This is a genomic window from Granulicatella sp. HMSC31F03 (assembly GCF_001807725.1).
Taxonomy (GTDB): Bacteria; Bacillota; Bacilli; order Lactobacillales; family Aerococcaceae; genus Granulicatella; species Granulicatella adiacens.
Genome location: NZ_KV790848.1, coordinates 1 through 18,434, shown reverse-complemented (window position 1 = coordinate 18,434; position 18,434 = coordinate 1). Strand labels below are relative to the sequence as shown.

Here is an 18,434-nt window from a genome sequence, read left to right as displayed (position 1 = left end):
ACGCACGGTTGAAGTGGATTATTCATTATCTAAACCAGAAGGCGTTACCATTCAATCGATTACCCTCACCTTGAAAAAAGAAGGCAAAGTTGAAAAAGAATTAACCCTTTCAGAGAATGAATTACACTCTGTTCTAGAAGGTCTTGATTACTATAAAGACTATACTCTATCTACATCAATGACATTTGATAGAGGGAATGGCACGGAAACTCAACTGTTGGATGATCAAACAGTTCGATTAGAACTCAAGAAAATTGAAATTAAAGATGTGAGAGAAGTTCGTTTGATTAGATACGAAAATCAACAGGAACACAACGAAACTCGATTGTCATCTGTTCCAACAGACACCAGTCATTATTATTTGAAAATCACTTCGGAGAATCAAAAAACAACTTTATTAGCGGTAAAAACGATTGAAGAAATTCTTTCAAACGGAAAAGAAGTCTATAAAGTGACAGCTATGGCTGAAAATTTAGTAGATCGTCAGAAAAACCAAACTTTTGATGACGTATATACTTACTTTATCGAAAAACCAAGAACTCATGTGGGAAATGTGTATTATGATTTTGAAGACTTAGTGAATGCGATTCGTGAAAATCCGACAGGAGAATTTAGACTTGGTCAAAGTATGAGTGCGCGTAATGTAGCCTCTCAAGGAAAATCATATATTAAAGCAGAATTTACTGGAAAACTATTAAGTGAAGATGGTAAACGTTTTGCGATTAAAGACTTGGAGCATCCATTATTCAATGTCATTAAGAATGCAACTATTAAAAATGTGAATTTTGAAAATGTAGATATTGATCAAAAAAATCAAGATGATATTGCAACGGTTGCTCAAACGATGAATGGATCTTCAGTGATCGAAGATGTTAAAGTAACAGGTTCTATTTCTGGTCGAAACAATGTAGCAGGGATTGTCAATTATATGAATGAAGGCACTCGTATTGAAAATGTTGCTTTTATTGGAAAATTACATTCAACAAGTGGAAATGCTTCTAATTTAGGAGGGATTGCAGACAAAAATTACCGTGCAATTGTAAGACGGGCTTATGTCGATGCTACTTTAACAGGGAATAAAGTCCGTGCTAGTTTATTAGTGCCTTATGTTGAGTATGGAATGATCGGAGATTATTTAACGGGGACGAAAGGTTCGCTCACTCAGTCTGTTGCGAAAGGAATCATTCATGTAAGAGAACCTATTCAATCAGCGGCATTTGCAAGTAAAACATGGCCATTTGGAACAGTAAAAGATAATGTGAGTTATGCAAAAGTAATCAATGGAGAAATGCTATTTGGTTCGGATGATATGACCAATGAGTATTCTCAACCACATATCAATCAATTATATAGCGTACAAGGTTATAGCGAAGGTAAAAAGACCTATAATAAATATCCTGGTAAGCAAATCGAGTTAACAAAAGAAGCTGCGGATGCTCGTGTGGCAAGTTATAACATTACTGCGAATACTTTTGTAAGCGAAGAATCCCATATTGATGCTTTAAATCGAGTTGTTTCAAAAGAAAATCCTTATGCGGCGATTCAAGATTACAAAGAGTCTCATAAACAAGCTTATAAGAACTTAGAAAAGATTCAGCCGTTTTATAATAAGGAGTTTATTGTCAATCAAGCAAACCGTTTAGAGGAAAATCATGCCTTTAATCAAAAAGAGATTTTATCGGTTACTGCGATGAATCAAACAAATTTTGTAACGGATTTAAGTCAAGCTGATCGTATCCTTGTTCATTATGCAGATAAAACGAAAGAATTCTATACTTTAAGAGAAAGCACTGAAGGGATTTCGAATGTTAAAGAATACGATATTGTGGAATTAGGGATTAAATATACTCCGAATATTGTCGATAAAAACCATAGTTCATTGATTCATGATATTGTTGAAAAATTATCTTCGGTAGAATTACAGTCGAATGAGGTATATCAGTATCTTGAAAAACGTCAAAAACCTCAAGATAATACGATTGAGAAAAAGCGTGAATATGTAAAAGATCTTTATTTAGAAGAAAGCTTTGCACATGTAAAAGAAAACCTAACAACATTTGTGACTAAATTAGTTCAAAACGAAGACCATCAATTGAACGAATCTTCTGCGGCAAAACAAATGATTCTTGATAAGGTAGAGAAAAATAAAGCAGCATTAATGCTAGGAATGACCTATTTACATCGTTATTATGGGGTTCATTTTGACCAATTAAATATCAAGGAATTAATGCTCTTTAAACCTGATTTCTATGGAATTAATTCGGATGTATTGGAAAGATTGATTGAGATTGGTTCTAAAGAAAGTACATTAAAAGGAAATCGTACCTTTGACGCATTTGGAGAAGCTTTAGCAAAACATACATTAGCTAGAAATTTAGATGAATTTTTAAATTATAACCGTCAACTATTGACTGAATTTAAAAATATGAATGATTGGTTTATTGATGCAACCAAGGAGAAAGTTTATATCGTAGAACGTGCTTCTAAGATGGAAGGATTAAAATATGTAAAATATCGCATATTTGATAATTTAAATGTTCCTGTCCATAGAAGAATGATTTTACCTTTATTAAATGTAAATAAGGCAAAGATGTTCTTGATTTCAAATTATAATACTCTTACGATTGGTTCTGCGGATAAATATAGAAAGACGATTGAAGAAATGAAGGCTGATATTAATTTAGTAGCCGATCGTCAGCTCAATTATTTAGATTTCTGGTATCGCTTAGCCATCGATAAAGTAAAAGGTAGACTCGCTAAAGATACGGTAACTCCAATTTGGGAAGGCTATAATGTTCATGGACAAGGATGGCCAGATAAATACGGTCGATATGGACAGCCAAATGTTTATGCTCCGATTCGAGAATTTTATGGACCTGTTGGAGATTACTATGGAAACAATGGTGGTTATGCAGGTGCCTATGCATATATTTATGCAAATCCTCATCCAACTGAAAAAGTTGTCTTTGTAATGTCTGACTCCATTAGTGAATATGGGGTTTCTGCCTATACGCATGAAACGACACACATTAATGACCGAGTGGTATACCTTGGTGGTTATCGTCATAGAGAAGGAACAGGTGTTGAAGCTTTTGCGCAAGGGATGCTCCAGTCTGCTGTACCAGGAGGTATGGGCGAATATGGAGCGTTAGGATTGAATATGGCTTTTGAACGTCCAAATAATGGAGAACAATGGTATAATCCAAATCCAAATGATTTACATTCGCGTACGGAAATTGATCATTATATGAAGGGATATAACGATACCTTAATGCTACTGGATTATTTAGAAGGTGAATCTGTTATTAAACAAAATAACCAAAGTTTGAATAATGCATGGTTTAAGAAAGTAGATCGTGAACTTCGAAACGCAAAGCAAAATCAAAATGATCAATATGATAAAGTTCGCCCACTTACCCAAGAAGAAAAACAAATTCAATTGCGTTCAGTGAATGACTTAGTGGATCATAACTTTATTACCAATCGAGATTTTGATAATCGCATTTTCAAACCAGATGATTATGATTCTGCATATGTAAACGTCCGTATGACAGCTGGAATCTATGGCGGAAATACAAGTAAAGGTTCGCCTGGGGGATTATTATTCAAACATAATACCTTCCGAATGTGGGGATATTTTGGTTATGAAGAAGGCTTTATTGGCTATGCTTCTAACAAATATAAAAATGCTGCTGATGTAGAGAGAAAAGTACTTAGCGATGAATTTATTATTCAAAAAATTTCTAAAGGTCGTTTTAACAATTTAGAAGAATGGAAGAAAGCCTATTTTGATGAAGTTGTTCAACAAGCTAAGAATGGGCTCCATTCATTTGAATTGAACGGAAGAACGATTACTAGTTATGAAGAATTACAAGCGCTATTTGAGGAAGCTGTCCAAAAAGATTTAAGAAGTTTGAAGAATGGTACGGTAAATCCTCAAAATGTGGTTGAATTAAAGGCAAAAGTATTTAAACAATTACTGAAAGCAACTAATAGCTTTAAAGAAGAAGTGTTTAAAAAATAAAAATACTTAAATTGCTTTTCATATCAAAGTTTGTTATAATTACAGAACGTGAGTATTAGAAATGATACTCTCCTTGCTTGCTGAAAATTCAGTAGGCCAAAAGTCCATAAGGAGGTGACAGTCAATGAGTCAAACATCAAAATACGAGATTTTATATATCATCCGTCCAAACATCGATGAAGCTGCTAAAGCTGAATTGGTTGCAAGATTTGATGCTGTTTTAACAGACAACGGTGCAGTTGTTGTTGAATCTAAAGACTGGGCGAAACGTCGTTTTGCATACGAAATTAAAGATTTCCAAGAAGGTATCTATCACTTAGTGAACATCACTGCTGAAGATGCTGCTGCAATCGATGAATTCGACCGTTTAGCGAAAATCAACAATGACATCTTACGTCACATGATTGTTAAATTAGAAGCATAATTGTTTATTATAAGTAAACAAAAATCTTGAAAGGAGTAAGAATTAAATGATTAATAATGTTGTATTAGTTGGACGCTTAACACGTGCCGTTGATTTACGTTATACTTCAAACGGAACTGCTTATGCGAGCTTCTCTATCGCAATTGATCGTCGTTACCAAAACCAAAACGGTGAACGTGAAACAGACTTTATCAACTGCGTAATGTGGCGTAAAGCTGCAGAAAACTTTGCGAATTTCACTCGTAAAGGCTCACTAGTAGGAATTGAAGGACGTATTCAAACTCGTAGCTATGATAACCAACAAGGCCAAAAAGTTTATGTGACTGAAGTGCTAGCTGAGAACTTCTCATTGTTAGAATCACGTAATGTTACTGAACAACGCCCTGCAAACGATCAAAGCTCACAAGGTGGATTCCAACAAAACCAATCAAATAACTTTAATCAATTTAACACTCCTACTTCATCATTCGGTGGTGGAATGTCAGACCCATTCTTAAGTAATGGAGAGACAATCAACATTTCAGATGATGATTTACCATTCTAAAGTTTAAAAGGAGGATACCATAATGGCTCAACAACGTAGAGGTGGCGGTCAACGCCGTCGTAAAAAAGTTTGCTACTTCTGTGCAAACCACGTAGACTACATTGATTACAAAGATGTAGAATTATTAAAACGTTACATTTCTGAAAAAGGTAAAATCTTACCACGCCGTGTAACAGGTACTTGTGCTAAACACCAACGTACTTTAACTGTTGCAATCAAACGTGCTCGTATCATGGGATTATTACCATTCACAACAGTTGACTAATATTAAGTAAAAGGATTGAGAACTTCTCAATCCTTTTTTTGTTTTATAAAGGTGTATCCTATTAAAAGTCAATTTCTATTTGTTTAGATTAAAGCAGTATGATTATTAAAAATTGAATACATATAAAAGAATGTTTCACGTGAAACATTTGTACCCCTACCCTCTTCCTAAATTGTTTCACGTGAAACAATTTTAGAGAACTGACGAGGGGCTAAAACTATGGTAAAATAAGCTATATAGAAAGAAGGTGCAAGAATGAAGAAAAGCCTAAAAGAACGTATAAAGGCTTTACCGACATTTCTTAAAAGTGAAACAATGAAGAAATACGGATTCTCATTTATAGCAATTATTCTCTGTATGCTGGTTGTGGCATATGTAATGAATATATGGATGGGACTTATCCTTACTTTATTTGTTATTTTATTAGGAACTCTCCTCTACTCGTTCGCGAACTATATTATTCAGGAAACGAATCATTATGTAACAAACTTATCGTATAAAATCAATAAAGGTTCGCAAGATGCCTCTATCAAAATGCCGATTGGAATGCTTTTACTAGCTGATAATGGAGAAATTCAATGGATTAATCCTTATTTGCAAAAGTATTTTGAACGCAAAGAACTATTAGGGTTTAAACTCGAAGTAGTTGATCCAGATTTAGCAAATATCGTTAAAAATCTTGATGATGATAATGATAATGTAGTCCATTGGAAAGATAAATACTTCCAAATAGTCTACCATAACGATATTGGAATGCTCTACATGATGGATATTACGGAATATGCGTTAATTAAAGAGACGTATTTAGACGAAAGACCTGTATTTGGACAGATTTTCGTCGATAATTTTGCGGAAGTTTCTCAATCGTTGAGCGACCGTAAGAAATCAAACTTGAATAACTTCGTGACGAATCAGCTTACTAGCTGGGCAAATCATAATAATATCTACTTAAAACGTGTTAGTTCAGACCGTTTTGTCGCATTTTTAGATAAAAACATCCTTTCTGAACTTGAAAAAACGAAATTTGAGATTATTGACCGTGTCCGTGAGACAACAGCTCAACAAAACACCCCACTAACAGTAAGTATGGGGTTCTCCTATGCGGATGATACTCAAAAAGAGATGGATTATGGAGCAATCGCTAAATTTGCGCAAGATAACCTTGATTTAGCCTTAGGACGAGGCGGTGACCAAGTCGTTGTCCGTTCTAAAAACGAAGAAACTCGCTTCTACGGTGGTAAGAGCAACCCGCTAGAAAAACGTACAAGAGTGCGTTCTCGTATGGTTTCTCAAGCGTTAGAAAACCTTATTGCAGAAGCAGATCAAGTAATGGTTATGGGCCACCAATATCCAGATATGGATAGTATTGGTGGATGTTTAGGTATTCGAAGAATCGCTAAAATGCATGGAAAAATCTCTTGGATTGTCACAAATCCAGAGCAATATTCGCATGATATCAAGAAATTGATGGAAGTGATTAAAAAAGATGAACTCCTCTCTTCCGCTATCGTAAATCCAGAAATGGCAGAAGCGTTAATTACTGAAAATACACTTGTTATTATTGTCGATGTAAGTAAGCCTTCCCTATGTGCTGCTCCGTCTATTGTTAAAAAGGCGAATAAATTAGTGGTTATCGACCATCACCGTCGTGGAGAGGAATTCCCTGAAAATCCTGACTTGGTTTATATTGAACCGTATGCTTCATCTGTGGGTGAATTGATTACAGAATTACTAGAATATCAATCTGAAGAAGCTGAGAAAATCCAGCCAATCGAAGCAACCACATTACTTGCTGGTATTATTGTGGATACGCGTAATTTCACGCTTCGTACAGGGTCTCGTACCTTTGATACGGCTAGTTATTTGAAATCCGTTGGTGCGGATACAATCCTTATCCAACGCTTATTAAAAGAAAATGTAGATACGTACTTAATGCGTTCACATTTATTAAACTCACTCGAAATGCTTCCTAACAATGTCGGAATTGTTCATGGTGAAGAAAATACCGTTTATCCTACTGTTGTTGCAGCCCAAACTGCAGATATGATGTTGTCTATGGAAAACATCGATGCTTCATTTGTGGTGACTAAACGCAATGATGGCCGGGTTGGAATTAGCGCGCGAAGTCTTGGTAATAAGAACGTTCAACGTGTAATGGAAAAAATGGGTGGTGGCGGACATTTATCGAATGCTGCTACTCAGCTATCGGATATCACGATTGAAGATGCAATCCGCCAATTAATGCAAGTCATTGAAGAAATTGGTAGTGAAATTAACTTATAATTAGGAGGAAGAAACATGAAAGTAATTTTCTTAAAAGATGTAAAAGGCAAAGGTAAAAAAGGCGAAGTTAAAAATGTAGCTGATGGCTATGCACAAAATTTCTTAATTAAGAACGGTTTTGCAAAAGAAGCCACTTCAGCAAACCTTGCGACTTTATCAGGTCAAAAGAAAGCAGAAGAAAAACATAACGCTGAATTATTAGCAAAAGCCAAGGAATTAAAAGAGTTCCTAGAACGTGAAGAAACAGTGGTTACAATTAAAGCTAAGGCAGGGGAAGATGGACGTTTATTCGGAGCAATCCCAGCAAAACAAATCGCCGAAGAATTCAACAAGAAATTCAATGTTGAATTGGATCGTCGTAAATTCGAATTAGCAGCTCCAATTCGAGCGTTAGGATACACTCGTGTCCCTGTTAAATTACATCATGATGTGCAAGCGATTATGACAGTGAATATTGTCGCTCAATAAAGTTAAAAATTAGAAAAGAGATTATCCCACTCGGATAGTCTCTTTATTTATTAAAACAAGTGATAAAAATCACAAAGTAATTAAGTTATCTTTTATTTTGAGCCCAATCTTCTGTTTTATTAGGGTGTTTTGTGATACAATGAAACTGTATTTTTATGGCTATTTTTAGTAGAAAGGGTGTTTGAATGGAAGAGCTATATCCTAATTTAGTTCCGCCACAAAATCTAGAGGCAGAAGAGGCCGTTTTGGGTTCAATTCTTTTGGAACAAGACTCAATTATCTCGGTCATGGAGTTTCTTGTACCCGATGATTTTTATCGCGTTGCTCATCAATTGATTTTTGCCGCGATGATAGAATTAAATCAAAATTCGGAAGCGATCGATCCAATCACCGTTTCGGAAAAATTAAGGCAAAAGAACCAAATTGATAATGTGGGTGGGGAAGCTGGTATTATTGAGCTTCTTGATAAAGTTCCGACAGCAGCCAACGTGGAATTTTACACTCAAATTGTTTTAGAAAAATCAACTCGTCGTAAGTTAATTAAAACATCGACGAATATTGTTAAAAATGCGTACCAAGAAGATGAAACAATTGCAAATGTTTTAGATACAGCTGAAAGAGATATTCTTTCTGTATCTGAAGGACGAAATAAAGCTGGATTCATTCCAATTCGCGATGTTTTACATGATGCATATGAAAGTCTTGAAGAGCGCTCCAAAAATAATGGAGAAGTCACTGGTATTGCTACAGGATACATCGGTTTAGACCGAATGACTTCTGGTCTTCATGCCGATGAGCTAATTATTTTAGCAGCACGTCCTTCTGTCGGGAAGACTGCTTTCGTGTTAAACATTGCTAAGAACGTTGCGGTTAATTTGAATGAAACAGTTGCGATTTTCAGTCTTGAAATGGGGGCAGAGTCTTTAGTAGAACGGATTATCTGTTCTCATGCGAGCATTAATGCAGGACATTTGAAAACAGGAAAATTGACCGATGAAGAATATACGCAATATTTCGTGGCGACAGGGGTTCTTGCTGAAGCTCCAATTTATATCGATGATACGCCAGGAATTCGAGTGTCAGAGATTCGTGCGAAATGTCGTCGTTTGAAGCAAGAGCGAAATAATCTCGGTTTAGTAGTGATTGATTACTTACAATTAATCGAAGGAAACGGAAAAGAGAGCCGTCAACAAGAGGTTTCTGAAATTTCTCGTAATTTGAAAAAATTAGCGAAGGAATTAAAAGTTCCAGTTATTGCACTTTCTCAATTATCTCGTGGAGTGGAACAACGTCAAGATAAGCGACCAATCATGTCGGATATTCGTGAGTCTGGATCCATTGAGCAAGATGCGGATATCGTAGCGTTCTTATATCGTGATGATTATTATCGTCAAGAGCCAGATGAAAATGGACATGTTCCAGAAGTGGAACCAAATAGTACCATTGAAGTTATTATTGAGAAAAACCGTAGCGGTCCACGTGGAACGGTTGAATTGAACTTCATGAAGGAATTTAATAAGTTTACAAATTTAGTGCCAGATGAAATTGAGCAAAGAGCTCCAATGGCATAGTAAAATTTAAAAAAATAGAAGAGGTGCGTCAAATGTCATCAGTAGTAGTTGTTGGAACACAATGGGGAGACGAAGGTAAAGGAAAAATTACAGATTTCCTCAGTGAAAATGCAGAAGTAATCGCTCGATATCAAGGGGGCGACAATGCAGGGCATACCATTCAGTTTAATGGGGTCACTTATAAACTTCATTTAATTCCATCCGGTATTTTTTCACCAGAGAAAATCAGCGTCATCGGAAACGGAGTTGTATTAAATCCAAAATCTCTCATTACAGAACTTGCGTATTTACACGAAAGAAATGTGACTACTGATAACTTACGGATTTCAGACCGTGCGCATGTTATCTTGCCATACCATATTCGCCTAGACCAATTACAAGAAGAAGCAAAAGGCGACAACAAAATTGGAACAACGAATAAAGGGATTGGACCTTGCTATATGGATAAGGCTGCTCGTGTTGGGATTCGTGTGGCAGACTTACTCGATAGAGAAGTGTTTGCTGAACGTCTAAAAATCAACTTAGCGGAAAAGAATCGTCTCTTTACTAAAATGTACGATTCAGAACCAATCGAGTTTGATGATATTTTCGAAGAGTACTATGCGTATGGACAACAAATTAAACAATACGTTTGCGACACTTCTGTGATTTTAAATGATGCATTAGATCAAGGAAAACGTGTATTATTCGAAGGAGCACAAGGGGTTATGTTGGATATCGACCAAGGAACATACCCATTTGTAACTTCTTCTAACCCAGTTGCCGGTGGGGTTACGATTGGTAGCGGTGTTGGACCTTCAAAAATTAATAAAGTGGTTGGGGTATGTAAAGCATACACTTCTCGTGTAGGGGATGGACCTTTCCCAACAGAATTATTCGATAAAATCGGCTCACGTATTCGTGAAGTCGGACGTGAATACGGTACAACCACTGGGCGTCCAAGACGTGTTGGGTGGTTCGATAGCGTTGTAATGCGCCACTCTAAACGTGTATCAGGCATTACAAACTTAAGCTTAAACAGTATTGATGTTTTAACAGGCCTCGAAACAGTAAAAATTTGTGTGGCTTACCGCAAACCGAATGGAGAAGAAATTTCCCATTACCCAGCAAGCTTAGTTGAACTAGGTCAATGTGAACCTGTCTATGAAGAATTACCAGGTTGGAGTGAAGATATTACAGGATGCCGTTCACTAGAAGAACTGCCAGAAAATGCACGTAACTATGTACGTCGTATTTCAGAATTAGTCGGCGTTCGCATTTCTACTTTCTCAGTAGGACCAGATAGAGAACAAACCAACATTTTAGAAAGTGTTTGGGCATAAAAAAGAATAGAGTAAAGGAAGATTGATATGAAGAAAATTCTAGTTGTAGATGATGAGAAACCAATCTCAGACATCGTCAAGTTTAGTCTTTCAAAAGAAGGCTTTGAAGTCATCACCGCATTTGATGGTGAAGAAGGACTTGCTGCTTTTCATGAAAAAAATCCAGATTTAGTCATTTTGGACTTAATGTTACCAAAAATTGATGGATTAGAAGTTTGTCGTGAAATTCGTAAAACAAGCCATGTTCCTATTATCATGGTAACGGCCAAAGATTCTGAAATTGATAAAGTGTTAGGTCTGGAATTAGGTGCAGACGATTACGTAACAAAACCTTTTTCAAACCGAGAATTAATAGCGCGTGTAAAAGCAAACTTACGTCGTCAACAATTAGCTCCAGCCGAAGCAGAAGAAGAAAAAACAGCTAACGAAATTGTTTTAGGCGCTTTAACGATTCATGAAGATGCCTATGTGGTTTCAAAACGTGGTGAAGAAATCGAATTAACGCATCGTGAATTTGAATTGCTTCATTATTTAGCAAAACATATCGGACAAGTGATTACTCGTGAACATTTATTACAAACGGTATGGGGTTATGATTACTTTGGGGATGTTCGTACAGTAGACGTAACAGTTCGTCGTTTACGTGAAAAAATTGAAGACACACCGAGTCATCCAACATGGATTATGACTCGCCGTGGGGTAGGATATTATATTAAAACCCCAGACCAAGAAAAAGAAGCTTAAACAACGAATGCGCTTTTCCTTGCCATGGTATATTCTGGCAAGAAAAGCGTATTTTGCTAAAAAGTAGAGGAGAAAGTGACTCATGAAGAAGATGAAACGATTTTTTCGTTCCATTCAATTTAAGATTCCAATGCTGTTTATCTTGCTCTTGATGATTTCGTTGCAACTCATTGTCGCGAACTTCTTAACGCAATTAGAATCTCAAATGATTTCGAACTTTCAGGAACAAATTCAGCTACAAGTAGGATTCTTGAAAAATAATGTGCAGCCCATTTTGGCTAAGGATACAACAGATGAGGCTAAATCGGCTGAAATATCACAGTTATTGCAAGATTATCCAACAGGAAATAGTATTGTAGAAATTCGTATTATGGATATGCAGGGATATATTTTGGGAACTACGAATCAAACGCAGCAATCAATTGTTGGGACTCGTTCTACAGAGGCTGATGTGCAACAAGTGGTCGTCTCAAATACTGTGTACAGTTATAACTATATTGACGGAGATTCTAGATATTGGAAATACGTTTCACCAATTGATCCCGTCAGTGGGGTTTCAGGAAATCCAGTGGGAATCATTTCGGTAACGTCTAATATTGAATCTCGTTATACCCAAGTAAAAGATATTGGGATTATCTTTATTAGTTCTTCCATTTTTATTATCATTTTAGCGATTGTGATTACAGTCATGATTTCTCAAGGGATTACTCGTCCGATTGCGGAAATGAAACAACAGACAGAACAAATTGCAGAAGGAAACTATACGGGTGAAGTGATGATTTACGGAGACGATGAGCTTGGTCAGTTAGGGCAAGCGATTAATGATTTATCTGTAAAAATCAAAGAAGCCCAAGAAGGAACAGAAGCGGAGCGGCAACGTCTAGACAGTGTCCTACGTCATATGAGTGATGGGGTTATTGCAACAGACCGTCGAGGAAGAATTGTAATTATTAACGCGGCTGCATTGGATGTTTTGAATTTACGAAATGAGCGGATTATCGGAACGCCATTGCTTGAAGTATTACGTTTAGATAATAGTGTTTCTTTTAGAGATTTATTGGAATCTCAAGAAGAGCGAATGATTACGATTGAAGAAGACGGAGAAGAAACCATTGTCCAATGTGAAATCTCTGTAATTCAACGTGAATCTGGATTTATTAGTGGTCTCGTGTGCGTATTAACGGACGTTACGGAACAAGAGAAAATTGACCGCGAACGTCGTAATTTCGTATCAAATGTTTCTCACGAATTAAGAACTCCATTAACGAGTATTAAGAGTTATACAGAAGCGTTAGTGGACGGGGCATGGGAAAACAAAGAAATCGCTCCGGAGTTTCTGAATGTCATTGAAACCGAAACGGATCGAATGATGCGTATGATTACCGACTTACTGAACTTATCACGGATGGACCAAAATCGATTAGAACTTGATAAAGAGTTTGTGAATATGAATGAACTCGTGAAGCATATTGTAAATCGATTTGATATGGTTTTACAATCTGACCAATATAGAGAAAAGAACTATCGAATTCTCACAGATATTACCCAAAGAAATCTATGGGTAGAAATCGACCAAGATAAGATGACGCAAGTATTAGATAATATTATCAATAATGCGATTAAATATTCTCCAGATGGGGGACGGATTATTGTTCGACTCATGGAAACTCATACCGACCTTATTGTTAGTGTGAGTGATGAAGGACTAGGAGTTCCGCGTAAAGATATTCCTCACCTATTTGATCGTTTTTATCGTGTAGATAAAGCTCGTTCAAGAGCAATGGGCGGTAGTGGACTAGGTCTTGCGATTTCTAAAGAAGTTGTACAACTTCATGGAGGAAAAATCTGGGTGAATAGTATTGAAAATAAAGGATCCACATTCTTTATTTCATTACCTTATGTTCCATTTGAAGAGGATGGTGAATGGGATGAAATTTAAAAATTTTCGAGTACTCTTATCGACCTTATTTGTGTTGATGATCCTTAGCTTTGTATTTACGTATTTAATTGTTATTCGCCCAGTTGAGTTTTTTGGAGTTAAAAAGCAATCAACTAATCTGACGACCTCTCAAGATTCCGGAGCGCAGATTCGAGCGAACTATACGCTTGAGGATGTGTTTAGACCAACGCGCCTTGTCTTAACTAATAACAATAAGTTTGAAATGACAAGTCAAATGTCGATTCTAAGAGAAGTAAATACCTTTCTTTCAAAAAGCTTTTCGAATCTAACACGGTTGTCGAACTTAGATGATACTAGTTATGAGAACCTTGTTTTAAGAGAAGCTCATTCGCAAATCTTATTTGATGGTTTGCTTTCTTTTGGAATTATGAATCGGTATTTTGACGGGTTGAATGAGGATTATGTGAATGAGAGATTTTCACGGATTGTTATTCGAACAGATGAACCGCATACGGCATACTTTGTCAATGATGAAAATAAAAATGTATACAGTGCGAAAATCGATGAAAGCTTAAGTGCGAAGATGGATGCTTTGTATAAATCAGATGAATTTTATGAAGTAGAATCGTATCGAGGAAAGACAAAACAATTCTTTGTGGAGCAAGATAAGGTAAACGTTGAACAATCTGCGTATTTGATTGAGCAAATTCCAATTACCTTCTATATCCGCCAACTCTTTTCAAATCAAACGGAAATTAGAACACGTGGAGATGGAAAGAGTGTGGTGTATAACGACAATTTATCGCAATTGAAGATGGATCGTACAACGAATATCATTACTTTCTTTGAAAATAAACCAGGGGATGAAACCCTTCTTTATACGAATAACTTAACGCAGACTTTTACACAGATGAAGCGTCTAGGCGGATGGCAGTTAGGAATGAGTTTTTCTTCAGTAGATTTAAGTTCCAATATAGTAGAGTATGTTCGGTATGTGAGCTCCTATCCAATTCTTTCTAGCGGAAGAGAAGGAATGACTCAAGTAAAAGCGACTACAAATGGAATTGAAAAATTAAGAACTTCCTCTTTAATTGCGCAAACACCTCTACCAACCAAAAATAAAAAAGTAACGATTGTTGGTGGAAAAGATATTGTAGCGGAACTGCTTAATGAAGGGTTCTCCATGAATGAGATAGAAGATATTCGAATTGGTTATTCTTGGACAACCAGCAGCGAAAACAATCAAATCGTAGAATTTATTCCGACTTGGTATATAAAAATAAATAACAAATGGAAGACATTATCAGAATTAAAAGCGGATAAAAAAGCCGGAGATGCCGCGAATAAACAAACAGTAGGGGGTGACGGAGATGGACTTTAGAAGAAGTGCAATCGTATTGATTGTTTGTTTCTTTTTCCTAGATGTATTCCTATTTGGACTCGTTTGGCAAAAGAAGGTAGAATCAAAAACCCCTTTGAATACAAGTATTAACGTCATCGATCAGATGAAACAAGATGGAATTACATTGCCGTCATTACCTTCAACGGAGGAAACGGCTCCGATTATCCAACTAACCCCTGTTTCCATTGAGTCAGGTTTGAATAATTTACAAAACCAGATCGTGTCATTGGAAAAAAATGTCATCAATGCAGAGTTAGTACCACCGATTCAGTTAAGTCTATCGAATCCAGTAAATGCGGAAAGTTTTAATGACTTAACAGCGTTTATCCATAATAAGGTTTTATTCGGGGATAAATATATATGGTCTTCTTATAATGCAACTACACGTAAAGTAATTTATACGCAAAAAGCAGATAAATTGAGTATTATGGATGGAACAAGCCAAATTATTGTCACATTGAATACGAATGACCAAGCCGTTAGTTATGAACAAACCTATGCGGGAAATGTACAAGTGCTTGGAAATGAGAGAAGTTTAATTACTGCTCAAAGCGCTGTTGAAGTGTTATTCCTAGCGGGAAAGATTCCAGCAAAATCAACTGTTTCAACGGTTAAGTTATCTTACTTCCAATCGTTAGTGCTAAAAGAATTTTCTATTTATTCTCCTGCTTGGTATGTTGAAATACGTCAAGCGGATGGTCAGTTAGTGGCGCGTCGTGTGGATGCGATTCATGGGACCGTATTAACCAATGAAACCTTAGAAACAACGAATACGCAAACGCAGCGTACAACAACCAATAACACAACAACACAAACAGTGCAACAACAATAGAAGGGACATAGTATGCAAGAATTAGGTTTTAAAGTGAGTTTATTAGCGAGTGGGAGTTCAGGTAATGCAACTTATATTGAGACTCCTAAGCAAAAAATATTAGTGGATTGTGGACTCACTGGTAAAGCTATTAGTGCGCAAATGGAGAAAATAAATCGTTCTATATCCGATATTGATGCGATTTTAGTGACTCATGAGCATTCAGATCACATCAAAGGAATTGGCGTGCTTGCAAGAAAGTATGGCATTCCTATTTATGCAAACGAAAAAACATGGGCAGCAATGTCTGGCAAAATTGGAAAGGTAGCCCTAGAACAGCAAGAAATCTTTAATACAGGAGACACACTGACTTTTGGAGATATTGATGTGATGAGTTTTGCCGTTTCTCATGATGCGGCGGCTCCACAGTTTTATAGCTTCCAAAAGGATCAACGCCAATTTGTTATGCTAACGGATACTGGATATGTGAGTGATAAACTTCGTGCACTCCTCAAAAATGCCAATGCGTATTTAATTGAAAGCAATCATGATCTTGAAATGTTAAGAATGGGACCTTATGCGTGGCATTTAAAGCAACGAATCTTAAGTGATAAAGGCCATTTATCCAATGATGATGGAGCTTTAGCTATGTGTGAAATGCTTGGGGATCAGACGAAACGCATTTATTTAGGCCATTTAAGTCAAGATAATAATATGAAGGAAATTGCTTATCAAACAGCAGAATCCGTATTTAGAACTCACGATAAAGGAGTTCATCATTCCTTTGAATTATTTCATACGGATCCGTATGAGCCTACAAGCCTATTTGAAGTTTAAATTCTTAGGAATAATGCAAGAGATTTTTAAATAGACTATAAGTGTTTGTTCACACAAAATTCATATTTAGAATTTATCTTTAAAGTAACAACGAGAGGAGTGAGCAAATGGAAGAAGAACAACAAAAACAGTTAAGAAAACGTAAGAATAAAAGCTTTAGAAATGGCTTTGTTGGTGGGATTGTTGGAGGAACCATTGCAGTCGCAAGTGGAATTGGAATTATGGCGATTACAAATCCTTTAAACCATCAAACGCCAACGCCTACTACGCAAGCTTCAGAGAGTAATGTAACGACTACAAAAACCTCTACGGCTGCTGCAAATACAAATAATGATATTTCTAAGGTTGTAGAAAATGTAAAAAATGCAGTGGTTTCAGTTATTAACAAACAATCGTCTGGCCGTAATTCTCTTTACGGGACTCAGCAGCAACAACAACAATCAAATGATGAATTAACGACAGCTTCAGAAGGAAGTGGCGTTATTTATAAAAAGGAAAATGGATATGCCTATATCGTAACGAACAATCACGTTATTGCAAATTCGCAAGAGTTAGAAGTTCTTTTAGCAGACGGAACTAGGGAAAAGGCAGAATTAGTTGGGAGTGACCAATGGACGGACTTAGCAGTGATTCGTATTCCAGCAGATAAAGTAAGTACTGTAGCGGAATTTGCGAACTCTGATGAGGTAAAAGCAGGACAAACCGCTATTGCGATTGGATCTCCTCTCGGCAGTGAATTTGCTACCAGTGTTACGCAAGGGATTGTTTCTGCAAATAATCGTCCAGTTCCAACAGATGTGGATGGCGATGGCCAACAAGATTGGATTGTAAATGCGATTCAAACGGATGCGGCGATTAATCCAGGGAACTCAGGTGGAGCTCTTATTAATAGCGCGGGACAAGTCATTGGGATTAACTCTATGAAGATTTCTAAATCCTCTGTTGAAGGTATGGGATTTGCAATTCCAAGTAATGAGGTCGTAAACATCATTAATGAATTGGAAAAAAATGGTAAAATCGTTCGTCCAGCTCTAGGAATTTCAATGGTGAACTTATCGAATGTGAATTCACAGGCTGTTAATCAATTGAATTTACCAAAAGATGTGAAGAGCGGTGTAGTGGTTGCTGAAGTGTCTTCTAAGGGAAGTGCAAAAGCGGCAGGACTTCAACCATATGATGTCATTGTAGAAATGGATGGCCAAAAAGTAGAGGGAATTCAAAATTTAAGAAAAATACTCTATAGCCATAAAGTGGGAGATAAATTGGAAGTAACGTATTATCGTAACGGACAAAAACAAACAACCACAGTTTCCTTAACAGAAACCAATAACCCAAGTTTATAAAGTAAATGAAGAATCGGATTACCAATGTGTAATCCGATTTTTTTGGACTTATCCGCAAACTTATCCACCGAATTGTGGATAACTCTGTGGAAAAGTCTTTGGAAAACTCCTTGTCAAGTCCAAATAGTGGGAAACACCTTTTGAAAATAGAAAGTGATAAAAGGCCTAGAATAAGGAATTTGATTGGAAAAAGTTATAAACATGAAAAAGAATTATTGTGGATAACTTTTTTATAAAATGACAAAGAACGTTGATATAACAGTGTTTTTAAAAGGTCGGGTTTAGTGTGTATAACTGTGGATAACTGACTCGTACCCCCAAAAATTGAATATAACATTTATGTAACATTTAAATGAATGTAATCTATATCTAGGGGCTATGGATAAAAACTATCAAAATTTAGTGGCGAACATGTGTACATGTGGATAACTTTGTGGATAAGTAGGGGATAAGAGGATAAAACGGCTCTTTGTCAAATAGTGTTGATGAAGAAATT

Annotated in this window: 14 protein-coding genes; all 14 read left to right on the top strand. The window is 36.4% G+C overall.

Annotated features, from left to right (window positions below; genetic code table 11):
• Nucleotides 1-13 precede the first annotated feature (13 nt).
• The 14 genes from HMPREF3106_RS02560 to HMPREF3106_RS02495 all read left to right on the top strand — a co-directional run bounded on the left by HMPREF3106_RS02560 (nucleotide 14) and on the right by HMPREF3106_RS02495 (nucleotide 17,938).
• Nucleotides 14-4,024: a ZmpA/ZmpB/ZmpC family metallo-endopeptidase gene (locus HMPREF3106_RS02560; RefSeq protein WP_246827504.1), complete on the top strand. Its 4,011-nt coding sequence runs from the start codon at nucleotides 14-16 to the stop codon at nucleotides 4,022-4,024.
• Between the two features lie 124 nt (nucleotides 4,025-4,148).
• On the top strand, nucleotides 4,149-4,448 hold the full coding sequence (rpsF, locus tag HMPREF3106_RS02555) for a 30S ribosomal protein S6 (protein WP_005608182.1): 300 nt from the start codon (nucleotides 4,149-4,151) through the stop codon (nucleotides 4,446-4,448).
• Between the two features lie 46 nt (nucleotides 4,449-4,494).
• Nucleotides 4,495-4,992, top strand: a complete 498-nt coding sequence (gene ssb / locus HMPREF3106_RS02550) for a single-stranded DNA-binding protein (protein WP_005608180.1) — start codon at nucleotides 4,495-4,497, stop codon at nucleotides 4,990-4,992.
• A gap of 22 nt (nucleotides 4,993-5,014) precedes the next feature.
• A complete protein-coding gene (gene rpsR, locus HMPREF3106_RS02545; protein WP_005608178.1) occupies nucleotides 5,015-5,257 on the top strand; it encodes a 30S ribosomal protein S18 in 243 nt (80 codons plus the stop codon).
• Nucleotides 5,258-5,512: 255 nt separating this feature from the next.
• Nucleotides 5,513-7,540 carry a DHH family phosphoesterase gene (locus HMPREF3106_RS02540; protein WP_070444270.1) on the top strand — a complete coding sequence of 676 codons (2,028 nt, stop codon included), beginning with the start codon at nucleotides 5,513-5,515 and terminating at the stop codon, nucleotides 7,538-7,540.
• Nucleotides 7,541-7,555: 15 nt separating this feature from the next.
• Nucleotides 7,556-8,008 (top strand): 50S ribosomal protein L9, encoded by a 453-nt coding sequence (gene rplI, locus HMPREF3106_RS02535; RefSeq protein ID WP_049554793.1) that lies wholly within the window; start codon nucleotides 7,556-7,558, stop codon nucleotides 8,006-8,008.
• Between the two features lie 185 nt (nucleotides 8,009-8,193).
• Nucleotides 8,194-9,579, top strand: a complete 1,386-nt coding sequence (gene dnaB / locus HMPREF3106_RS02530; RefSeq protein WP_005608173.1) for a replicative DNA helicase — start codon at nucleotides 8,194-8,196, stop codon at nucleotides 9,577-9,579.
• A 32-nt stretch (nucleotides 9,580-9,611) separates the two neighbouring features.
• The gene (locus tag HMPREF3106_RS02525) at nucleotides 9,612-10,901 is read left to right on the top strand and encodes an adenylosuccinate synthase (protein ID WP_070444268.1); all 1,290 of its coding nucleotides are present in this window, start codon (nucleotides 9,612-9,614) and stop codon (nucleotides 10,899-10,901) included.
• A gap of 27 nt (nucleotides 10,902-10,928) precedes the next feature.
• Nucleotides 10,929-11,645 carry a response regulator YycF gene (gene yycF / locus HMPREF3106_RS02520; RefSeq protein ID WP_049554790.1) on the top strand — a complete coding sequence of 239 codons (717 nt, stop codon included), beginning with the start codon at nucleotides 10,929-10,931 and terminating at the stop codon, nucleotides 11,643-11,645.
• 82 nt (nucleotides 11,646-11,727) lie between these two features.
• The gene (gene walK / locus HMPREF3106_RS02515) at nucleotides 11,728-13,584 is read left to right on the top strand and encodes a cell wall metabolism sensor histidine kinase WalK (RefSeq protein WP_049554789.1); all 1,857 of its coding nucleotides are present in this window, start codon (nucleotides 11,728-11,730) and stop codon (nucleotides 13,582-13,584) included.
• Nucleotides 13,574-14,926, top strand: a complete 1,353-nt coding sequence (locus tag HMPREF3106_RS02510) for a YycH family regulatory protein (protein WP_070444266.1) — start codon at nucleotides 13,574-13,576, stop codon at nucleotides 14,924-14,926. The genes walK and HMPREF3106_RS02510 overlap by 11 nt, the downstream gene beginning before the upstream one ends.
• A complete protein-coding gene (locus HMPREF3106_RS02505) occupies nucleotides 14,916-15,779 on the top strand; it encodes a two-component system regulatory protein YycI (protein ID WP_070444264.1) in 864 nt (287 codons plus the stop codon). Before HMPREF3106_RS02510 ends, HMPREF3106_RS02505 begins: the two co-directional genes overlap by 11 nt.
• Before the next feature lie 12 nt (nucleotides 15,780-15,791).
• Nucleotides 15,792-16,595 (top strand): MBL fold metallo-hydrolase, encoded by an 804-nt coding sequence (locus tag HMPREF3106_RS02500; protein ID WP_070444261.1) that lies wholly within the window; start codon nucleotides 15,792-15,794, stop codon nucleotides 16,593-16,595.
• Between the two features lie 107 nt (nucleotides 16,596-16,702).
• Entirely contained in the window at nucleotides 16,703-17,938 is a 1,236-nt protein-coding gene (locus tag HMPREF3106_RS02495) for a S1C family serine protease (protein WP_005608160.1), read from the top strand.
• Nucleotides 17,939-18,434 lie beyond the last annotated feature (496 nt).

Bases quoted from the DNA above. Each gene is read 5' to 3' on its own strand.
- HMPREF3106_RS02525 (WP_070444268.1), top strand. From the start codon at position 9,612: ATGTCATCAGTAGTAGTTGTTGGAACACAATGGGGAGACGAAGGTAAA.
- ssb (WP_005608180.1), top strand. From the start codon at position 4,495: ATGATTAATAATGTTGTATTAGTTGGACGCTTAACACGTGCCGTTGAT.
- HMPREF3106_RS02500 (WP_070444261.1), top strand. From the start codon at position 15,792: ATGCAAGAATTAGGTTTTAAAGTGAGTTTATTAGCGAGTGGGAGTTCA.
- yycF (WP_049554790.1), top strand. From the start codon at position 10,929: ATGAAGAAAATTCTAGTTGTAGATGATGAGAAACCAATCTCAGACATC.
- walK (WP_049554789.1), top strand. From the start codon at position 11,728: ATGAAGAAGATGAAACGATTTTTTCGTTCCATTCAATTTAAGATTCCA.
- HMPREF3106_RS02540 (WP_070444270.1), top strand. From the start codon at position 5,513: ATGAAGAAAAGCCTAAAAGAACGTATAAAGGCTTTACCGACATTTCTT.
- rpsF (WP_005608182.1), top strand. From the start codon at position 4,149: ATGAGTCAAACATCAAAATACGAGATTTTATATATCATCCGTCCAAAC.
- rpsR (WP_005608178.1), top strand. From the start codon at position 5,015: ATGGCTCAACAACGTAGAGGTGGCGGTCAACGCCGTCGTAAAAAAGTT.
- HMPREF3106_RS02510 (WP_070444266.1), top strand. From the start codon at position 13,574: ATGAAATTTAAAAATTTTCGAGTACTCTTATCGACCTTATTTGTGTTG.
- dnaB (WP_005608173.1), top strand. From the start codon at position 8,194: ATGGAAGAGCTATATCCTAATTTAGTTCCGCCACAAAATCTAGAGGCA.
- HMPREF3106_RS02505 (WP_070444264.1), top strand. From the start codon at position 14,916: ATGGACTTTAGAAGAAGTGCAATCGTATTGATTGTTTGTTTCTTTTTC.
- HMPREF3106_RS02495 (WP_005608160.1), top strand. From the start codon at position 16,703: ATGGAAGAAGAACAACAAAAACAGTTAAGAAAACGTAAGAATAAAAGC.
- rplI (WP_049554793.1), top strand. From the start codon at position 7,556: ATGAAAGTAATTTTCTTAAAAGATGTAAAAGGCAAAGGTAAAAAAGGC.